Below are 19,105 nucleotides of genomic sequence, written 5' to 3' on the forward strand. Positions count from 1 at the left end.
AACACGTTCATGTTAGAACTGGGGGCATGAGCACTGCGAACCGCCTCGACGTCACGCTGCGCCTGGTCCAGGGGGCCGAGCGGATGGGGGTCGCCGAGCTGGCCCGGCGGCTGGGCGTGTCGGAGATGACCGTGCGCCGGGATCTGGACGAGCTGGAACGCCAGGGGATGGTGCGCAGGGTGCACGGCGGCGCGGTCGCGGCCGGTCTCCCCGAGCAGGGTTCCGGCTTCGCGGCGCGTGAGCCCTGGCAGGCCGCCACCAAGGACCGGCTGGGTGCGGCCGTGGCCGAACTGGTGGAACCGGGGCAGACCGTACTGCTCGACGCGGGCACCACCACCGTGCACGTCGCCGGGCATCTGATCGCGCGGGCACCGTTGACGGTCGCGGTCCTCGGTCTGCAGGCGGCCGTACGGCTGGCGGACCAGCCCGGTATCCGGCTGCTCGTGCTGGGCGGGGAGTCACGTCCGGGCGAGCGGTCCCTGATCGGACCCCTGGCGTTGCGGGCCGTGGACGGACTGGCCTTCGACTGCTTCGTCATGTCGATCGGCGGCGTGCACGCCGATCACGGCTGGTCGGAGTTCTCCCTGGACGACTGCGCGGTCAAGCAGACCGCGCTGGCCCGCGCCAGCCGCACCGTCGCGGTGGCCGACGCCACCAAGCTCGGGGTGCAGGCGTTCAGCCGGGTCGCCCCGCTGAACGCCGTGGACACCTTCGTCACCGACGCGGCCGGCGACGACCCGGACACGCACCCCGGCGGACCCGCCACGCTCGCCGCACTGCGCGACGCCGGCGTCCGCACCCACCTGATCTGACCGGTCCCGATCCGCCCAGGTCCGATCCGACCGGGTCCGCCGCTCGCGCCCACCGCACAACGGCCGACGCACCGCCTCTGCCGCACCACACGTACCGACGAAAGGCGCCTGATGCCCGCCCCGTTCCACCCCTTGATGATCCTGGTCGCCGGCCCCTACCGGTCCGGCACGGGAGACGACCCGGTGAAGCTCGCCGCCAACGTCCACGCCATGAACCAGGCCGCCCTGACGTTGTTCCGGGCCGGGCACCTGCCCGTCACCGGTGAGGCGCTGGCCCTGCCGCTGATCGAGACCGCGGGTTCCGCCGGCATCGGCGACCCGGCGTTCGACGAGATCTTCCATCCCGTCGCGGAGCGCCTGCTGGCGAGGTGCGACGCGGTCTGGCGCATCGGCGGACCTTCCGCGGGGGCGGATCTGATGACCAGCCAGGCCGAAGCGCTGGGCAAGCAGGTCTTCCACCACCTCGACGAGATCCCCGCCGCCCGATGACGGCCGGCATCGACACACCCGACCGACGTGGCCGGACCCGGCTGGACCGGGACGGCCTCGACCTGACCGGCAATCCCCGGGTCGTGGTCCGGGACGTCAGGCTGTTGTCCTGCCACTGGTACGTCCTGCGCACCACCACGTTCGATTACCGGCACTCGGACGGCCACTGGAGCACCGAACAGCGTGAGACGTACGACCGTGGCAACGGCGCCACGGTGCTGCTCCACGACCGCGACCGCGGCACCGTGCTGCTCACCCGCCAGTTCCGTTACCCCGCCTACGCGAACGGCCACCCGGACGGCATGCTCCTGGAGACCGCCGCCGGCCTGCTCGACGAGGACGGCCCCGAGACGGCGATACGGCGCGAGGCAGCGGAGGAGACAGGGCACACCATCGGTGCGGTGGAGCATGTCTTCGACGTCTACATGAGCCCTGGATCGGTCACCGAACGCCTGCACTTCTACGCAGCGCCGTACAGTTCCGCGACACGCGACACGGGTGGCGGCGGACTGGCGGAGGAAGGCGAGGACATCGAAGTCGTCGAACTCCCCTTCACCCGGGCCCTCGACCTGATCCGGTCCGGCGACATCGCCGACGCCAAAACCATCATGCTGCTTCAATGGGCCGCGCTGGACGGCCCATTCGCCCCGGGCCATCGGCAGGAATCTTAATTCCGGACCCACCCGTCCGGCTGTCGCTCATTTCAGGGGCTTCGCGCCCTTGAGCTCGAACCAGACGGATTTGCCGCAGTCGGTGAGGTCCACACCCCAGTCGCTGGCGAGTTGGTCGACCAGGGCTAGGCCCCGGCCGAATTCGTCGTCGGGGCGGGCGTTGTGCAGCCGGGGAAGCAGCCTGCTGCCGTCATCGATGTGGCAGCGCAGCGCATGGCCGCCCCGGGCGGTCAGATGGATGGGGCCCGGCGCGTAACGCACCGCATTGGTGACCAGTTCGCTGACGAGGAGTTCCGCGGTATCGGTGAAATGCTCCATCCCCCATTGCCGCAGCACCTGGCGGAGCGCCGACCGGGCCTGGCGACACGCCGTCGGCGTACGGGGCAACGGCCAGGGGCCACCCGTCAGGAGATCCTGCCGCGGCACCATCGCCAGGGACCGGTCCTGGTGCAGGGCTGGGCCTTCATAATGCCGCCCACTACCCAGCTGCCCCAGCAGATCTGCTTCGGCGGGGGCGCCCGTAGAAGGGCGAGGTCGGCGCATAAGGGCCTCCACTGGGCCCGGGACGCCCTCGCGTGGGCGGCCGGGACACGGGATGGGGCCACTTCCCAAGGGGGAGTGGGTCGTGCCGAGTACGGGATACCTATGCGTACTCAAAAGATCTTGACGGTTTTACCGCACAGGGCAGCATTACCGCGAAGTAAAGCCTATGTCGACTTTACCGTGGAGTAAAGTGCCATTCATGATCGATGCGGGGAGCGCCACGCCCTCACCTGAAGACCTCTCCGTAACCGGACGGCCACGCATACGCGCGGCCTCCCATTCCAGAGAAGCGCACATGCTGGACGCCGCATGCGTCATCTTCGCGGAGGCAGGCTATCTGGCCGCCACCATGGAGGCCATCGCCGCGCGCGCCCATTCCACCAAACCGACGCTGTACGCGCATTTCGGAAGCAAGGAAGACCTCTACAAGCGCTGCAGCGAACGGGCCGCGGAGACTCTTGCCCGGCAGCTCTTCGATGCCCAGGTCGCGGCGGAGCGCCTTTCGCTGGAACACCAGGTGCGCGCCGGAACCCTCGCATTCTTCGACTATGCCGCCGCGCACCCCCATGAGTTCCGCCTCCTGTTCGGCTCGGAGGCCTCGGGCACCGTCCCGGCCGCCCGGCACCGGCTGATGACCGCCGCCACCGACCGGATCGCCCACCTGATCAGGGAGTTCGCGGCATCGCACGGGCAGCCGCCGTGGGGGGCCAGCGCGACCTTGTGCGCTTCCTTCATCGTCGGTCTCGCCGTGGAGGGCGCGCGGTGCGCTCTCGGCACCGGCTCGCTCAGTCCGCGGCTGGCCGGCGAGTTCGCGACGTCGTTCACAGTGGCCGCGCTGCGGCACATCGACATCTCCCTGGCCGCGGCCGTCGACACCGAGTGACCGCCCTCGGTGCGGCCCGCCGGTGAGTGCGGGCCGCGCCGGCGGGCGCCCGGGGCCCAGACCTCGGGCCGGGCCGGCCGTGATGGCGATGCCGAGGGCGAGGGGTGCGATGGACAGAGCCGCGTTCTGCGGGGACAGCCCCAGCGGTCCCCGCAGGAAGACCGACAGGACCAGCATCAGCCCGGTGAACGAAGCGAAGAACGCCACGGCGACCAGGATCCCGCTGGTGTAGCCGCGGTTGCGCAGCAGGCCGGGGTGGACCAGCGGCGACGGCCGGCGGAGCTGGTCTGACGCGGCCGGCCGGATCCGTCCGGCGGAGGGCACCGGTACGCCCGGGAAACTCCCGTGCGCCCGCGCCGGGGGCTGCGATACCGTCGGCGCCCATGACTCCTTCTCCCCGCATCCGCCCTCCCTACGACGCCGACGAGCGCACCCAACTGGTGGGCTGGCTCGACATGCAGCGCGCGATCATCCGCTGGAAATGCGAAGGCGTGTCCGAGGAGGACGCCCACCGGTCGGTCCTCCCGACCTCTCCCCACATGACGATCGCGGGCATCGTCTCCCACATGCGGTGGGTCGAGCACTGCTGGTTCGAGGTCCTGCTGCTCGGCAGGAAGGCCGAGGGTCCGCAGTTCGACGACGGGCCCGAGGATGCCGACATGATGGTCGACGACATCCCCCTCGCGCAGCTCCTGGCGGAATACGAGCGCAGTTGCGAGGTGTCCAACGAGATCATCGCGTCCCTTTCGCTGGACACGGTGGGCAAGCACCCGGACTTCGGCGCCGCCGCCGCGTCACTGCGCTGGATGCTCCTCCACATGATCGAGGAGACCGCCCGGCACGCCGGCCACATGGACACCGTCCGGGAGCTCGTCGACGGCGAGAAGGGCTACTACTGACCGGTGTGACGGCCGGAGCGGCGCACCGAAGCGCGCCAGGCAGTGCCAGACCTTCTTGAGCGCCTGGGCGTCGTAGCGGCCGGTGCGGGTCGCGTCTCCGATGATCCGGGGATCGAGCCGGCCGTCGACCGCGATGGCGGCGCCCAGATCGACGTACTCCTGGCCGCGGAAGTCCGGGTGGCGCCGCAGGTTCTCGACGGTGAGCCGGAAGCCGCCGTGCCATTCGACGGGACACGGCAGCCGCGCGGCCTCGGCCTCCACCTCCGTGCCGTGATAGCTGGGATCGAGGACCAACGCCTCCACATCGCGGTCGAGCAGGACCGGCCCGTGGATCTGCGCCTCGACATGGCCGTCCAGGGCGTCCAGCTTCCCGGCCGCGGCCAGTTCGACGAGTGCGCAGCTGGTGGCGACGCCGAAGTCGGACGGCTCGGTGGAGCTGTCCGGATAGCAGAACGTGGCCCGGGCCACAGCCTCGGCGGTCAGCCGGAAGTGCGAGGAGCCGAATCGCGGTGCCGCACCGATGTGCTCGTGACGGAAGTTGAGCGCGCCATAGACCGGGCGCTCGTGCGCGGCGGCATCGTCGTAGGCGCCGCCGAATATCCGGCTCTCCCAGCGCCACCGGTCCCCGCCGGGGTGGGCGGTCAGGCCGCCGTTGCTGGTGCCGGTCACGAACTGCGAGGAGTAGACGCCGTCCTGCGCCAGTCGCCGCAGAATCGGCAGTCCGCCTGTCCACCGGTCGGGGTGGAGGTTCATCGTCACGCGCAGCCCGGCGTCGAGCGGTCCGCCCGTGGACCGGGCAGCGACGTGCCGCAGGGCTCTCGCCTGCGGCGACCTGGGTGGATCAGCGCTCATCCGTGAATTCTGCGCGAAAGCCGTCCGCCGGCGCATCCGGATTGAACGGCCTGTCGGCGAGCAGTCCGTAGAGGAGATCGTCCGTCCACTCGCCCTTGATCCAGGTGAACGCGGGGCGCCGCCCCTCCAGCTGGAACCCCAGCCGTTCCAGCAGCTGGGCCGAACTCAGGTTGCGGGCATCGCACTCCGCCGACATCCGGCGCAGACCGCCGGCGAACCGGTCCTGCAGCACGGCGCTCACGGCTTCGGTCGCGTATCCGTGGCCCTGCCGGTCGCGGGCCTGGGTGAAGCCGAGGTCGGCCTGCATGAGGTTCTCGTTCAGGTTCACCCCGACATCGCCGATCAGACAGCCGTCCTCCTTGAGCTCGATGGCGTACTGGAACCAGCCGGGCCGGGTCGGATCGTCGCTGAACTTCGCGATGAGCGCGGCTGCCGACTCTACGGACACCGGGGCGGACCAGCCCTGATAGCGGGCCACCTCCGGGTCCGAGCGGTACGCCGAGAGCGCCCGCGCGTCGGCGGGCCGGAAGTGGCGCAGGCGGAGCCGGGGCGTGTCGAGAAGCATGCGAGGAGGATCTCATGGGGTGCCCACGAGCCAGGTGGCGAGCCGGGTACCGAGCCTGTCAGCGCTGTGGATGCAGGACCGCCTCGGCGATCTGCCGCACCCGGTCCATGGTGATGCCGGTGCGCTGTTCCACCGCCAGCGGGTGGTCCGTGGGCTCGAGTTCCACCCGCGGGCGACGGCCGACGGGGCGCGTGTGAGCGTTCGTCTTGAGGTCGGTCGTGCTCTCCGGATACAGGCTCAGTTCCGTCGACAGCCAACCGAAGTACGGCCGTTCGGTCTCCCGGCCCGGGGTCTCCCACAGCTCGCTCGCCCGCGCGAAGCTCTCACGGCTGAGGGAGATCCACACGCCCCAGGCGAAGACGTCCGTGCGTCCGATCACGGGTATCTCGATCAGACCCCGCACGAAGAAGGCCTGGTTCCTGATCACGCACTGGTCCAACGACAGGATGCTGTCGGGGTCGTTGGCGAAGGCCGGCTCCCAGATGTCCGGGGCCATGGTGGAGTAGCTCATCGGGAGCTCTTCGTGGTGCTCGCCGCAAGTGGAGCAGAGGAATCCGAGATCGACTGACATGGCGGAGACAATATCCGCTCCACGGTGTCCCGGATCCGCGCAGGGTGCGGGTACGGCCGGGCAGCCGCTGAGCACCGTCGCCGGTGGAGGAGCGTAGGTTCGCCGTAGATCGTCGGTGCGGTGGAAGGGGCGGTGCTCGCGGATGCGCTCGATGGACGACCTTGACGATGTGAACGACGTGAACGACGGGGCGAGCACCGTACGGCCGGCCGTTCTGCTCGGCCATCTCGGTTACGGGCTCGGTGCGTCAAAGGCCGTCGTGGCGGTCCTGCCCGACGGCCGCGCTCCACAGCGGGTCGAACTGCTCGCCGCCGACGCGTCCGTCGTCCGCCGCCTCACGGCCGGTCCCGTCCAGGCGGTGCCCGGCTGGCGGGGCGGCCCGTTCGCGCGGGTGGAGCTGCCGCAGGACCTGGAGCCGGGCCGCTACGCGGTCCGTGTCGTCGACGGCGACGGCCGCCGGACCGTCTCGGATCGTTTCGAGGTCGCGGAGGACCGGCTGCAGCGCGAAACGATGTCCGACGTGCTGGCGTACTTCAAGGCGATGCGATCCAGCGGCGAGATCGACCGGAAGGACCGGCACGCCGCGCTGTGGGGCGACGACACCGGCCGGGAGGTCGACGCGCGCGGCGGCTGGCTGGACGCGAGCGGCGACACCAGCAAGTTCCTCAGCCACCTCACGTACACCCGCACGATGAGCCCGCAGCAGATGCCGTTGTGCGCGTGGGCCATGATGGCCGCCCGTGACGCGATCGCCGAGCGCCATCCGGCGCTGGTCCGTTCCCTCGGCGCCCGGCTGCGTGACGAGGCGCTGTGGGGCGCGGACTTCCTCGTCCGCTTCCGGGCGCCGGAGGGGTACTTCTACACCGGCATCTTCGACGCGCTGACCAAGGAGCTCGACGAGCGCGTCGTGACCGCGCCGCTGGCGGAGTGCGTACGCACCGACCGCTACCAGGCCGCCTACCGGCAGGGCGGCGGCCTGGCCATCGCGGCCCTGGCGCGCGCCGCGACCCTCGACGACCACGGTGACTTCACCGGCCCCGAGTACCTGTCCGCCGCGGTCCAGGGCTTCGTCCATCTCGAAGCCCACAACCTGGAGTATCTCGACGACGGCACGGAGTCGATCGTCGACGACTACACGGCGTTGCTGGCCGCGACCGAACTCGTGGCGGCGGGCGCGGACGGGGAGAACGGAGCCCCGGAGACCGGAGCCCGGGAAGCGGCCAGCCGACGGGTGCGCTCACTCCTCACCCGGTACGTACGGCCCGCAGACGGCCCCGGATGGTTCACCGGGGACGCCGCCGGACGCCCGTTCTTCCACGCCGCCGAGGCCGGACTGCCCGTGCTCGCGCTGACCCGGTTCGCCACCGTTCTGCCCGGCTCCCCCGAGGCCGGTCCGGCCCGGGCGCTGGCTCTGGAAGCCATGCTCGACACGCTGCGCCGCACCCACGCGGTCCCCAACCCGTTCGGCTATCCGCGCCAACGGGTGCAGCCCGCCGGCGAATCGGCCGAGGACGCGTTCTTCTTCCCCCATGCCAATGAGACGGGCTACTGGTGGCAGGGCGAGAACGCCACCATCGCCTCAATGGCCGCGGCCGCCTCCGCGTGTGCCGCCCTCGACGGCGTCGCCGAGGACGACCGCGCCCGGCTCGGTGCGTTCGCCGACGACCAGTTGGCGTGGATCACCGGCCGCAACCCGTTCGACGCGTCGATGATCCAGGGCCGCGGCCGTAACAACGTCGACTACGCGTCGGACTTCCCCAACATCCCCGGCGGAATCGTCAACGGCATCACCTCGGGGTGGTCCGACGAGGCGGACATCGCCTTCCTTCCATCCGACGCCCCGCCGGGGGACGCCTGGCGCTGGGCCGAGCAGTGGATCCCGCACACGGGGTGGTTCCTGCTCGCCGTCGGGTCCGCCCGCTGACCGCCGCGACGGCCGGTCTTCTGATGGTGAGCCCCCTGGTCACCGCCCCTCGGAGGTGAGGAGCCCGACGACCAGTTCACGCGGCAGCCCGTGGGTCTCGTGCAGATAGCTGTAGTCCTCCTCGCGCAGCGGCCCGTCGAACCCCTGCCGGGACAGCACCAGCCGGCCCCGCTCCAGCAGCTTCGAGAAGCGGCGCTCCTCGTCGAGCAGCACATCGCGCACGGATCCGACCTCGCCCGTCTGCCGGAAGTGGTCGAGAGTGTGCTCGAAGAGCTCCGTGGGGAGGTCGGACAACGTCCGCGAGGGGTCGTCCCGCCACAAGGTGGTCAGCACCCGGCGCGTCAGCCGGCGCAGGACGTAGCCGCGGCCGGTGTTCGACGGGAGGACGCCGTCGCCGATGACCACGATGCTGGACCGCAGGTGGTCACAGACGACACGGAGCGAGAACTCGTCCAGGTCCCACAGGCCGGGGATCGTGCTCGTCCAGGGGTCGAAGATGTCGCACTCGTAGACCGATGGCTTGTCCTGCAGCACGGTCAGGAGCCGCTCCAGACCCAGCCCGGTGTCGATGCTTGGCCGGAGCAGGGGTTGGAGGCTTCCGTCGTCGTGGCGGTGGTACCGCATCTTCACGTGGTTCCACACCTCGACCCATCGCTGATCGCTGGTCGGGGTGCCCTGCGGTGGGGTGTCGCCGGTCCATACGAAGATCTCCGAGTCGGGTCCGCACGGCCCGGTGGGGCCGTTGGACCACCAGTTGTCCTCGCGTGTCAGCTCCACCGGCACGCCCAGCTCGTTCCAGGTCCGCAGGGACTCGGTGTCGGGGCCGACCTGGTCGTCGCCGCCGAAGACGGTGACATGCAGCCGGCCGGGCTGGATGCCGAAGCCGTCGCGCAGCAGTTCGTAGCCCCAGCGCAGGCTCTGCGGGCCGCCGTAGTCCCCGAGCGACCATGAACCCAGCATCTCGAAGACGGTCAGGTGGGTACGGTCGCCGACCTCGTCCAGGTCGGTCGTGCGCAGACAGCGTTGCAGGCCGACCAGCCGCTGACCGAGCGGATGCGGGCGGCCGAGCAGGTACGGGGTGAGCGGGTGCATGCCGGAGGTGGTGAACAGCACCGGGTCTCCGGGTGGCCGGAGAAGCGAGTCACCGGTGATGCGCTGGTGTCCGCGGTCGCGGAAGAAGTCGATGAAGGTGCTGACGGTCCGGTCGGTGTTCATGGCGGCGGTTCCTTCGGGTCGTGGGGACCAGAAAAGGAACCGTGGGCACGGACTGCGAAACAGGAGTCGTACAGCGCACCGGCGGCCGTTTCCGGTCGCCGGGGATGAGGAGTGAGGTCAGGCGGCGGCAACCGACGAGCTGGTAGCTCGCGCGGTCGCGGTGGTGATGTGCCTGGTGATCTCCATACGCCAACGGTAACAGGGGTGCCCGCCGAGGTGCCCGGCATTTCCGGCGGCGGGACCGGCAGGACCGGGGTGCTGGGGCGGCACTATCGCCGGGCACTCGGCACGGGACTCAGCAGGGACCAGCTTCTGCCGTCTCCCCAGAATGACGACTCATCGACATACGGTCGCAGCAGTGCGGTGAGCTCCGCATCTCCCCGTTGGTTGAGTTCGTCCGACGCGATCTTCCGCGCCACGCCGGCGAGGAAATCGGCGAGTTGGATCCGGGCGTCCGAGCGGGAGCTGACGAGCGTCACGCTCGTCAGCCGGCCGCGCGGACCGTACCCGGGATCAGCAGGGTGCGGCTTGCTGAAGATCTCCTTGAGCTGCGCGATCCGCTCGTCGGTCAGCGTGTTGTTCCGGTCGTGAACGATGGAGACAGGTTTGTTGCCGTCGCTCCAGTGCGCAACGGTCCGGACGATCGAGGGGATCAGCGGGTCCAGCGCGGGAATCACCGTCGGGTCGTCGAGGAGCCGGGCCCGAAAGGAATCCGCGGGCGATCGGGCCGCCGCCAGCCGTTCCAGGATGTCGTCGACCGGCCCGCCCGCGGCGGTCCTGCGCAGGTTGTCGATGGTGCGGAAGAACGAGTCGACCGGGGTCCGTGTGCCCCAGAGGTTCTTGGTGCGCATCAGATGGTTGGACGACTCCAGGAACTCCCGCCACAATTCCGGCCCGAAGGACCGGGGACCCTCGCGATACAGGGCGACGGCAAGGGAATGGGCTTCTTCGTCCCGGCTCAGACCCGCACTGGCCGCGTGCGTCGCTTTCCCGACGAGCAGGTCCACCACCCTTCCGACGACGAAGAACGCCTTGTCGGTCAGATGGACGTGCGCATGGCCGTGGATCGGTCCCGATGGTCCGAGCAGCCAGGTGAGAACCGGCCGGTGTTTCTCGCGGAGCAGGTGATTCGCCTTGTACTCCTGCGCGGGCGAGCGAATTCTGTTCCGTATCTCCTGAATGCTGTCCGCCGCGAGCGCGACGTCCAACCGGACGCTGGCATGGGCGAACACATCCGTGTTGCCGCCCAGGAGATTCTCGCCGTCGGAACCCGACTCGTCGCAGGCGATCTCGACGAGCCGGCCGGTCGGCGCCGCCTCGAGAGATTCCTCCCGATCGCCTGTCACTGCCTGGTCCTCCCACGGATGGACATGCCAGCCATCATCGGTGATCAGCGCGGGATCCACCACGAATTATCCGGCTGCCGTCACTCCTGAGCACCCTCCGGAGTGACGCCGGCCGGGCGGGCGGCGTCACTGCGCAGCTCCTCGGTGGCCTCGTGGTAGGCCGTGGCCGCGTGCTCGAAGTAGTCGAAGAGGACGTCGAGTTGCTCCGGGGTGTACCGGGCGAGCACCGCGCCGACCCGGCGGCGGGCGGGACCGGCCACCGCTTCGACGTCCACGCCCCCGGTGGCTCCGGCCACCGGCTCGATGATGACCTTGCGCCGGTCGGCCGGGTGCACCGCCCGGCGCACCAGGCCCCGGCGCTCCAGGCGGTCGATCAGCCGGGTGGTCGCGCCCGTGGTCAGTCCGGTGCGCTCGGCGAGTTCGCCGGAGGTGAGGCTGCCGGCCAGGTCGAGAACGCTCAGGGCGCGCAGGTCGGTGGTGTGCAGCCCGGCGGCCTCGGCACTCGCCTGCCCGTTGAGCACCACCGCGTCCACGTAGCGGCGGTAGATGCGATGAGCGTCCTCCCGGCGAACGGTTGACATCCCGGGCAGCCTCCCCTTCAATAATATCTGCACGCATGCAGATACTTCAGTCGTGCAGATTCTTTGACAGTGTAACCAACCAGGAGGCCCGAGATGGACGCCCACAGCATCGACCGCACCGCCGACCTGCAGGACATCACCGCACTGTTCGAGGGCATGAACGCCGCTTGGGGCCGCGGAGACGCCGACGCCTACGGCGAGCACTTCACGGCGGACGCCACCTACACGACCTACGTGGGCACGCTCTACCACGGGCGGACCGACATCGTGGAGGCACACCGCGCCCTGCTGGCCACCTTCCTCAAGGGCACGCAGCTGGCCGGCGAGACCACCGACATCCGCTTCATCGGTGCCGACACAGCGGTGGTGCTGTCCCGGGGCGACGTCCACAAGGGCAACAAGGCGCCCGGAAAGCTCCGGAAGGTGCAGACGTCCACGGTGGTCCGCGACACCGACGGGCAGTGGCGGGTGGCCGCCTTCCACAACACCAAGCGGCACCCGGTCATGGAAGCCGTGTCCTTCACCTTCGCCCCCGCCACCCGGCCACTCGCGCACCGGTAACCGAACTCGTGGGCGCCCCGGCCTCGGGAACCGGCCGGTTGATCCCGGCGAGCGGCCACCCCGGTTGGCATGATGACCCGATGCAAGATCACGAGAGAACCCAGCCGCCGTGGATCGCGGACGAGCGCGCCAGCCTCACGGCCTTCCTGCAGTACCAGCGCGAGACGCTGGAGATGAAGTGCACCGGACTGACCACCGAGCAGCTACGGGAGAGGGCCGTTCCGCCCTCGGAGCTGTCGCTGCTCGGACTGGTCCGGCACCTGGTCGAGGTCGAGCGGGGCTGGTTCCGGAAAATACTGAACGACGAGAACGTCCAGCCCTACTGGCCGCGTCCGGAGCCCGGCCGCTTCAGCGAATGGGACGTCGACTCGGCCGATCCCGACGAGGCGTTCCGGGCCTGGCACGAGGAGTGCGCACGGTCCCGCGCGATCGTGGACGCGGCCGCGTCACTGGACGACACCGGGCACTACGGCGACGAGGTGTACTCGCTGCGCTACATCCTGACCCACATGATCGAGGAGTACGCGCGGCACAACGGTCAGGCCGATCTGCTCCGGGAGTGCATCGACGGCACCACCGGCGAGTAAGGCGAGTAAACCGAGGTGACCTGCGGGTGGGCGTCTCCTACCCTCGGCAGCATGGACAGCGCCACAGGACTGTTGAACGTCATCGATGTCGAGGCGACCTGCTGGGCCGGCGAACCGCCTCCCGGGGCGGTGAGCGAGATCATCGAGATCGGGCTGACCGTCGTCGACCTCGACACGGGCGAACGGGTCGCGCGGCACCGCATCCTGGTGCGGCCCGCACGGTCCGCCGTCAGCGCCTTCTGCACCGAACTGACGGGTCTGACCCAGGCCGAGGTGGACACCGGCGTCGGCTTCTCCGAGGCCTGCCGGCTGCTGGCCGCCGAACACCGGGCCGGGAGCCGGCCGTGGGCCAGCTGGGGCGACTACGACCGGCACCAGTTCACCCGGCAGTGCCTGGCGACCGGCACGGAGTACCCCTTCGGAAGCCGGCACACCAACGCGAAGCTGGTCTTCACCGAGGCGCACGGACTGCGCAAGCGTCCCGGCATGGCGCAGGCGCTGCGGATCGCCGGGCTGCCGCTGGAGGGGCGCCACCACCGAGGTGAGGACGACGCCTGGAACATCGCCGCGCTGATCCTCGGCCTGGCCGCCGACGGTGCCTGGCCCGGCGCATCGGCCCCCTGACAGCGGGCGGTGTCGGACCGGTCCTGACGCGTTCGCCGCCGGACGCCTGGCTGCAGCGGGTACTGACCCGAGAGTTGCTGGGCGGGCCCGGCTAGGGGCCGTGGTGCCGCAGGTGGGTGTCGCCGCCACGGTCCGGCCGATACGGCGGAATGTCCCGGCCCGGTTGGTAGTGCGCGCCCTGGTGGATGTGCCGGCCCACAACGAACATGTCCACGACGGCCACCACTCCCACCACCGCGAACGTGACCGCCCACGCCGTATGACCCGCCACCGCGAACCCCACAGCGCCCACCACCGCCCAGGCCAGCCCGAACGCGGCCAGTCCCAGCCGCAGGCGCAGGGCACTGCGCGCGGTCAGCGGTTCACTCCCGGTACGCATGGCGACACATCTCCTCCCCTCCAGCATCCACCTTCGGAGCACCGAGTGGGGCGGGGTGCCGGACAGGATCGCGCCGTTCGCCCGGCGGGACCGTCCGCCGGGCTCCGTCAGGCGCGCGTGGCCGAGAACCTGCGGGGGCCGTCAGCCGCCGGACCCGAAGACCGTGTTGGCGCAAGTGTCCTGGTCCGCGGAGCGGGCGTCGGCCACGACGGTGGAGGGCAGCGCGGTGGGCGTTCCGGTCGGCTGCGCGGCGTCCTGGCCGAGGGTGTAGTTCTTGCCGAGGACGAGCCTGATCCCGGCGGTGGAGACCGGTGACAGGGTGGCGCCGGGGAAGAGGGCGGCGACCTTCTGCGCGTCGGCGCGCCGGCCGGCTCCATACTCGACGACCGTCGTGTCGTACGTCTGGGAGGTGGCGGTGACCGTCCCGCTGACGCTGAAGCCGGCCTTCTCCAGGGTGGTCGCCGCCTTGCCCGCGAGACCGGTGGTCGCGGTGCCGTCGAGCACGACGAGCTTGACGCCCGCGCCCGGGGTCCCGGACGGCGATGCCGGAGCAGACGGTGTCGACTCCGCGGGCGGGGTGGTCGGCGACCCTGCGGCGTCCTGCCCGTCGATGGTCCGGTCGGCCTTGAGGGTGGCCCACAGGGTGTCGACGGCGGGGTGGACCAGCTCGACGCGCTCACCGCTGAAACGCCAGGGCGTGGTCAGGAACTTGAGGTCGCGCAGGTCGATGTTCTTCAGCGACGAGCCGAACTCCAGCAGCTTCGCCACCGAGGCGAGACCGGGGTCGACGATCAGCGACTTGGTCGCGGCGTCCGCGAGCGGCAGCAGCGTGGTGGGGTTGATGCCCTGCCCCTTGATCTTGGACACCAGCGAGCCGAGGAAGGCCTGTTGGCGCAGCATCCGGCCGATGTCGGAGCCGTCGCCGATGCCGTGCCGCAGCCGCACGTAGTCCAGCGCCTGCTGGCCCTGGACGTTCTGCTTGCCCTTGCTGAGGACCAGATCGCCCCTGGCGCCCAGCTTCGGGTTGACGTCACCTTGGTAGATGTCGTTCGGCAGACAGACCTCCACCCCGTGGACGGCCTTCGTCATCGCCGCGAAGCCCTCGAAGTTCGCCACGATGGTGTGGTCCACCCGCAGGCCGGTGAGTTTCTCGACCGTGTTCTGTGTGCAGGCCGGGTTGCCCGCGTCGGTCTCCCCCACCGAGAAGGCCTCGTTGAACATGGTGTGGGTCCGCTCGCTGGTCCAGCTCCCGTCCGGCAGCCGGCAGGCGGGGATGGTGACCAGGGTGTCGCGGGGGATGGAGATGCCGATCGCGTGCTTGTGGTCGGCGTAGACGTGCAACAGGATCGTGGTGTCCGAACGGGCCGTGCCGCTCTCGCCGCCGCCGAGGCTGCTGCTGGCGCCGCCGCGTGAGTCGGAGCCGATGAGCAGCACGTTGACCGGGGTGTTCCCGGTGGCGTCGGGTACGGCGGCGGGCGGGCGCTCCGCGCTCATCGCCTCGGCGGGGAAACTCTTGATGTTGCTGTTGAGCCGGTAGTAGATCGCGCCGCCCGAGACGACCAGCAGCACCAGTGTGCCGACCGCCGTCCAGGCGACGATCTTCTTGGCCCGACGGCGGGTTCCGCGCGCTGCTGCGGCGGGCGGGCCGTCGACCGTGGCCTCGGGTATCTCCTCGGGTGCGGCCCCGTCGTGTTCGTGCGTCTCGTCCCGCGCGCCTGACATCTGCGTCCCTCTCCCCTGGTGTGCGGATCCTGAGTCGCACAGGGAAGAGCGTTGCAGACAGTTATGAGGAAAATGTTAGATCTCTCGAACAGTTCCGAACAGTGACATCCGGCGGACGCCGGGCCCGGTCGGGCCCGGCGTCGGAGCGTCGGATTCCGGAGTCGGCACCGGCTCAGGACGGTGCCGGCCCGGCGGAGTTCAGCGGGTGCACCGCAGGCTCGTCAGGTCGACCGAGTCGGCAATCGCCTGCATGCCCTTGTCGTTGGGGTGCAGGTGGTCGCCGCCGTCGAAGACCGGAAGCAGCCGCTCCTGGTCGTACGGGCTGCGCAGGAGTTTGTCGAAGTCGGTGACGGCGTCCAGCGCACCGCCGCTCCTGATGAAGGAGTTGACGCCCTGGCGTACGGCCTCACTGGCGGGATCGAATTCCGACCACCCCTTGAAGGGCAGCACCGTCCCGCCGACGACGCAGACGCCCGCCGCGTGGGCCCGGTCGATGATCTGCCGGTAGCCGGCGATCATGTCGTCGACCGTGACGCCGCTGTGCGCCTTGATGTCGTTGATGCCCTCGAAGAGGAACACCGTGCGGATCCCGGGCTGGGAGAGCACATCGCGCTGCAGCCGGGCGAGGGCGCTCTGTCCGGCGCCGTCGGCCAGCACCTTGTTGCCGGAGATCCCCTCGTTGGCGACGCCCTTGATGCCGATGCCGGTCGCGCCCTGGAGCCGCCGCGAGAGGTAGTCGGGCCACCGGCGGTCGGTGTCGGTGCTCGACTGCCAGCCGTCGGTGATCGAGTCGCCGAGCGTGACCACGGCGCCGGTGTCCGCCCCGGTCTCCACGCTGACCGCGTCGAGGTAGAACCAGGATCCGATCCGCTCGTTCCAACTGCCCCCGCCCTCCTCGCCTGCGTGGTCGCCGCCCGCCGCGTAGGACGTCTGCATGGCCATGCCGTGGCCGGTCGCCGGCCCCTCGGCCGCCACCACATGGAGGCTGACGACGAGATTGCTCTGCGCCACCAGCGATCCGGACAACGGATCGCTGTACACGGTGGCGCCGGGCGGCACCGTGACGGCCTGGCCACCGCCGAAGGTGATGCGGCGGTTGCTGCCGGGGAGAAGCTGGGCACCGTCCTGCTGCTGCCCGGCGTAGACGCTGTCGAACGTCACCGGGTGGTCGCCGAACGCGTTGGACAGCCGGATCCGCGGGCTGCCGCCGCCGACGCTGGTGCGCACGACGAGCCGGTAGCTGTGATCGGCGACCGCCGTTCCCATCCGGTCGGCGCTCGCCCCCCAGGTCACCACCTGGTGGGAGGGACGCACCGCAGAAGTTGCCGACGCCGAGGACATGGCGGCCGGCGCGCACAGCGCGACGACGAGGGCGCCGACGACTCCTGCCGCACGGCCACCGAGCGGGAACCACGGACGGCGGCTCACCGGCTGAAGTCCCGCAGTGTGACGGAGCCGCCCGGTTTGAGGCTGAGAGCGCGGGACACTCCCCCGTACGACACCGTGGTGCTGCGGCCGCCGACGCTGCGCAACCGCGCCTCGGTGACCTTGCCGTCCCGCCAGCGCAGGTCGATGACGAAACCGCCGCGTACCCCGACGCCGGTGACCGAGCCGGAACGCGCCCAGGCGTCGGGGAGCGCGGGGAGCAGTTCGATGTGGCCGGGGCGGGAGTAGACCAGCATCTCGATCATGGCGGCCGAGGTGCCGAAGTTGGACTCGATCTGGAAGATGCCGCGGCCCGTCGACACCTCATAGATGTCGAACAGGTTCATCGCGGTCCCGTTGGTCCCGCCGATGGAGGGCCGCAGGTTGTTCACGACCAGCTGGTACGCCTTGTCCGCGTTCTTCAGCCGGGCCCAGCACAGGCTGCGCCAGGCGTTCGCCCAGCCGAAGCTCTCCATCCCGCGCGCGGTGAGCAGCGCGGTCGCGCCGTCGACGACGGCCTTGGGGGTCGAGCCGTCGGGGCGGATCCGGTCGCCGGGGAAGAGCCCGATCAGCGGCGAGAGATGCCGGTGGGTCGTCTCTCCGAGGTTGTCGGGTGACATCCACTCCTCCAGCCAGCCCGTCTTCGGGCTCACCTGCGGCAGGTACAGCCGCTCCTGGAGGGAGGCGATGGTCCTGCTGTGGCCGCTGTCCCGGCCGAGGACGGCACACGCGGTGCGGTAGTTCTCGAAGAGCGCCCGCACCAGTTCCTGCGCGTAGGTGATGCCCTTGGCGTCGAGGGGGCCGTGCTCGGGCGACCAGTCGCTGTCGGCGATCAGGACCTCGCGGTCCTTGCCGGTGGCCGGGTCGGTGACGGTCGTGGTGAGCAGCCGCGCCTCCCAGAACTCGCAGGCGCCCTTCAGGAGCGGGTGGATCCTGGCGAGGTAGGCCGCGTCCTGGGTGTACTCGTAGTGCTCGAAGAGCGAGTTGGACAGCCACGCGTTGCCCGCCGGATGCCACCACCAGCCGCCTCCGCCATGGATGTTGGTCGAGATGGCGACGGTCCAGCCGGCGATCTTCCCGCTGGAGTTGCGGTAGCGGTTGCGCGGGTCGTTGAAGAGGGTGCGGGTCAGCTCGGTCCAGGACGGGAGCTGCGCCAGGCAGTAGTCGGCGTAGGCGTCGAAGCTGCTGGACAGGCCGGCCCGGTCGGCCATCCAGTAGTTCATCTGGATGTTGATGTCGGTGTGGTAGTCACCCATCCAGTCCGGGTCGTTGCCGTCGAGCCACAGCCCCTGGAGGTTGAGCGGCAGACTGTCACGCGATCCGGCGATCATGAGATAGCGGCCGAACTGCAGGTAGGACGCCTCGAGTTCGGGGTCGGCCTCGCCGTCCCTGGCGCGGGCGCGTACCCGCTCCCAGGTGTCGAGGCCGCGCTGCACGGAGGACGACTCGCCGAGCGAGATGCCCATGCGGTCGAACAGCGCCCGGTGGTCGGCGACATGGGAGTGCAGGAGCGAGGTGAACGGGTGGCGGGCCGCCGTGAGGACCTTGCTCCGGGCCAGCTTCTGCGGGTCCAGGGCGGGGTCGCGGTAGCCCGCGGCGGCGTCGGGCGCGTAGTTGGTGCCGCCGCTGACGACGACGGTGAGGTCCTTGCAGCCGGCGAAGGAGATCCGCGCACCGTCGGTGGTCACCGTGCCGGTGGAGCTGTACGCCGTCACCGCGGCGCCGTAGCGCAGTCCGCCGTCCGGGAAGGCGGCACCGAACGACGCGTACGTACGGGCCCCGTCCGTGGTCGTGGTCTCGTCGTGCGTGCCCGCCAGGGTGACCGTTCCGGTGTACCGGCCGCCACCGCGCTGGGAGAAGTGCAGGACGATGGCGTCGTCCGGGTGGCTGGCGAAGATCTGCCGCTCGTACGTCACTCCCGAGCGGACGTACGACGAGGAGACGATCCCCTGGCTGATGTCGAGGTCACGGCGGTAGTCGGAGACCGCCGAGAGGTCGTGGTCGGGGATGTCGACGGTCAGCCGCCCCAGGAGGGTGAAGGAGCCGAAGTTCTCCCGGGCGTAGGGGAACTGGCCGTCCGCGTCGAGCACGGCGTTGCGGCCGCCGGTCCACAGGGTGGCGTCGGTGAGGAGGAGCAGTTCGCGTGACGGGTCGTTGCCGGTGAGCGCGCCCAGCCGCCCGTTGCCGATGGGCAGCCCCTGCTCGATCATCGCGGTGTCGGAGGCGGGCGCCGGGTACCAGAACCGCGTGGTCGACGCCTCGGGAAGCAGGGGGGACTCGGACGGTCGCGCCGCCGGCGCGGTGGCCGCGAAGGCGGGCAGGCTGCCGAGTGCGGTGAAGGCACCCGCCGCGGCGGCGAGGGAGAGGATGTCCCGCCGGCTCGGCCGGCGGGGGGATGAGTCGGTGTTCTGGTCGTCCACGGTGCACTCCGTTTTGTGGCGGGACGTTGTGGGGGT

At 70.3% G+C, this 19,105-nt stretch carries 20 protein-coding genes; 9 read left to right on the forward strand and 11 right to left on the reverse strand.

Features of this window, described 5'->3' with window-relative positions:
- Positions 1-26: 26 nt before the first annotated feature.
- From G3I60_RS05745 to G3I60_RS05755, 3 genes are all read left to right on the forward strand, one after another.
- Entirely contained in the window at positions 27-812 is a 786-nt protein-coding gene (locus G3I60_RS05745; protein ID WP_164293859.1) for a DeoR/GlpR family DNA-binding transcription regulator, read from the forward strand.
- Positions 813-923: 111 nt separating this feature from the next.
- Positions 924-1,301, forward strand: a complete 378-nt coding sequence (locus G3I60_RS05750) for a DUF4406 domain-containing protein (protein ID WP_232485108.1) — start codon at positions 924-926, stop codon at positions 1,299-1,301.
- Entirely contained in the window at positions 1,298-1,972 is a 675-nt protein-coding gene (locus G3I60_RS05755) for an NUDIX domain-containing protein (protein WP_164293860.1), read from the forward strand. Before G3I60_RS05750 ends, G3I60_RS05755 begins: the two co-directional genes overlap by 4 nt.
- A gap of 27 nt (positions 1,973-1,999) precedes the next feature.
- Here G3I60_RS05755 and G3I60_RS05760 read toward each other — a convergent pair whose 3' ends face one another.
- Entirely contained in the window at positions 2,000-2,515 is a 516-nt protein-coding gene (locus G3I60_RS05760) for an ATP-binding protein (RefSeq protein ID WP_343241012.1), read from the reverse strand.
- A gap of 295 nt (positions 2,516-2,810) precedes the next feature.
- Between G3I60_RS05760 and G3I60_RS05765 the strand changes: the two genes are divergently transcribed.
- On the forward strand, positions 2,811-3,398 hold the full coding sequence (locus tag G3I60_RS05765) for a TetR/AcrR family transcriptional regulator (protein WP_164293861.1): 588 nt from the start codon (positions 2,811-2,813) through the stop codon (positions 3,396-3,398).
- Between the two features lie 383 nt (positions 3,399-3,781).
- Positions 3,782-4,297, forward strand: coding sequence for a DinB family protein (locus tag G3I60_RS05770; RefSeq protein ID WP_138354384.1), 516 nt, complete (start codon positions 3,782-3,784; stop codon positions 4,295-4,297).
- On the opposite strand, the gene G3I60_RS05775 is transcribed toward G3I60_RS05770, so the two are convergent.
- The 3 genes from G3I60_RS05775 to G3I60_RS05785 are packed head-to-tail and all read right to left on the reverse strand — an operon-like array spanning position 4,193 to position 6,285.
- Positions 4,193-5,149 (reverse strand): DUF3626 domain-containing protein, encoded by a 957-nt coding sequence (locus tag G3I60_RS05775; protein ID WP_203672306.1) that lies wholly within the window; start codon positions 5,147-5,149, stop codon positions 4,193-4,195. The two genes, G3I60_RS05770 and G3I60_RS05775, sit on opposite strands and share 105 nt — an antisense overlap.
- On the reverse strand, positions 5,139-5,714 hold the full coding sequence (locus tag G3I60_RS05780) for a GNAT family N-acetyltransferase (RefSeq protein WP_164606748.1): 576 nt from the start codon (positions 5,712-5,714) through the stop codon (positions 5,139-5,141). Before G3I60_RS05780 ends, G3I60_RS05775 begins: the two co-directional genes overlap by 11 nt.
- A gap of 58 nt (positions 5,715-5,772) precedes the next feature.
- Positions 5,773-6,285, reverse strand: coding sequence for a DUF2199 domain-containing protein (locus tag G3I60_RS05785; protein ID WP_138354382.1), 513 nt, complete (start codon positions 6,283-6,285; stop codon positions 5,773-5,775).
- Between the two features lie 151 nt (positions 6,286-6,436).
- Between G3I60_RS05785 and G3I60_RS05790 the strand changes: the two genes are divergently transcribed.
- Positions 6,437-8,209 carry a glycoside hydrolase family 9 protein gene (locus G3I60_RS05790; RefSeq protein ID WP_164293863.1) on the forward strand — a complete coding sequence of 591 codons (1,773 nt, stop codon included), beginning with the start codon at positions 6,437-6,439 and terminating at the stop codon, positions 8,207-8,209.
- Between the two features lie 39 nt (positions 8,210-8,248).
- On the opposite strand, the gene G3I60_RS05795 is transcribed toward G3I60_RS05790, so the two are convergent.
- From G3I60_RS05795 to G3I60_RS05805, 3 genes are all read right to left on the reverse strand, one after another.
- Complete coding sequence (locus tag G3I60_RS05795; protein ID WP_164293864.1) at positions 8,249-9,424, reverse strand: alanine--tRNA ligase-related protein; 1,176 nt, start codon at positions 9,422-9,424, stop codon at positions 8,249-8,251.
- A gap of 269 nt (positions 9,425-9,693) precedes the next feature.
- Positions 9,694-10,770, reverse strand: a complete 1,077-nt coding sequence (locus G3I60_RS05800; protein ID WP_164293865.1) for a DUF3800 domain-containing protein — start codon at positions 10,768-10,770, stop codon at positions 9,694-9,696.
- Positions 10,771-10,850: 80 nt separating this feature from the next.
- A complete protein-coding gene (locus tag G3I60_RS05805) occupies positions 10,851-11,351 on the reverse strand; it encodes a MarR family winged helix-turn-helix transcriptional regulator (RefSeq protein WP_138354379.1) in 501 nt (166 codons plus the stop codon).
- Between the two features lie 93 nt (positions 11,352-11,444).
- On the opposite strand from G3I60_RS05805, the gene G3I60_RS05810 reads away from it, so the two are divergent.
- From G3I60_RS05810 to G3I60_RS05820, 3 genes are all read left to right on the forward strand, one after another.
- Complete coding sequence (locus G3I60_RS05810) at positions 11,445-11,912, forward strand: SgcJ/EcaC family oxidoreductase (RefSeq protein WP_164293867.1); 468 nt, start codon at positions 11,445-11,447, stop codon at positions 11,910-11,912.
- Between the two features lie 80 nt (positions 11,913-11,992).
- A complete protein-coding gene (locus G3I60_RS05815) occupies positions 11,993-12,499 on the forward strand; it encodes a DinB family protein (RefSeq protein ID WP_138354378.1) in 507 nt (168 codons plus the stop codon).
- A 51-nt stretch (positions 12,500-12,550) separates the two neighbouring features.
- Positions 12,551-13,123 carry a 3'-5' exonuclease gene (locus tag G3I60_RS05820; protein ID WP_164293868.1) on the forward strand — a complete coding sequence of 191 codons (573 nt, stop codon included), beginning with the start codon at positions 12,551-12,553 and terminating at the stop codon, positions 13,121-13,123.
- Positions 13,124-13,214: 91 nt separating this feature from the next.
- On the opposite strand, the gene G3I60_RS05825 is transcribed toward G3I60_RS05820, so the two are convergent.
- From G3I60_RS05825 to G3I60_RS05840, 4 genes are all read right to left on the reverse strand, one after another.
- Positions 13,215-13,502, reverse strand: coding sequence for a DUF6343 family protein (locus tag G3I60_RS05825; protein ID WP_164293869.1), 288 nt, complete (start codon positions 13,500-13,502; stop codon positions 13,215-13,217).
- Positions 13,503-13,643: 141 nt separating this feature from the next.
- Positions 13,644-15,224, reverse strand: coding sequence for an LCP family protein (locus G3I60_RS05830; RefSeq protein WP_164606750.1), 1,581 nt, complete (start codon positions 15,222-15,224; stop codon positions 13,644-13,646).
- Positions 15,225-15,422: 198 nt separating this feature from the next.
- Entirely contained in the window at positions 15,423-16,565 is a 1,143-nt protein-coding gene (locus tag G3I60_RS05835; protein WP_164293956.1) for an SGNH/GDSL hydrolase family protein, read from the reverse strand.
- Positions 16,566-16,648: 83 nt separating this feature from the next.
- Positions 16,649-19,069: a glycoside hydrolase N-terminal domain-containing protein gene (locus G3I60_RS05840; RefSeq protein ID WP_138354374.1), complete on the reverse strand. Its 2,421-nt coding sequence runs from the start codon at positions 19,067-19,069 to the stop codon at positions 16,649-16,651.
- Positions 19,070-19,105: the final 36 nt, after the last annotated feature.

This window comes from Streptomyces sp. SID13666, from assembly GCF_010548325.1.
GTDB classification, from domain to species: domain Bacteria; phylum Actinomycetota; class Actinomycetes; order Streptomycetales; family Streptomycetaceae; genus Actinacidiphila; species Actinacidiphila fildesensis.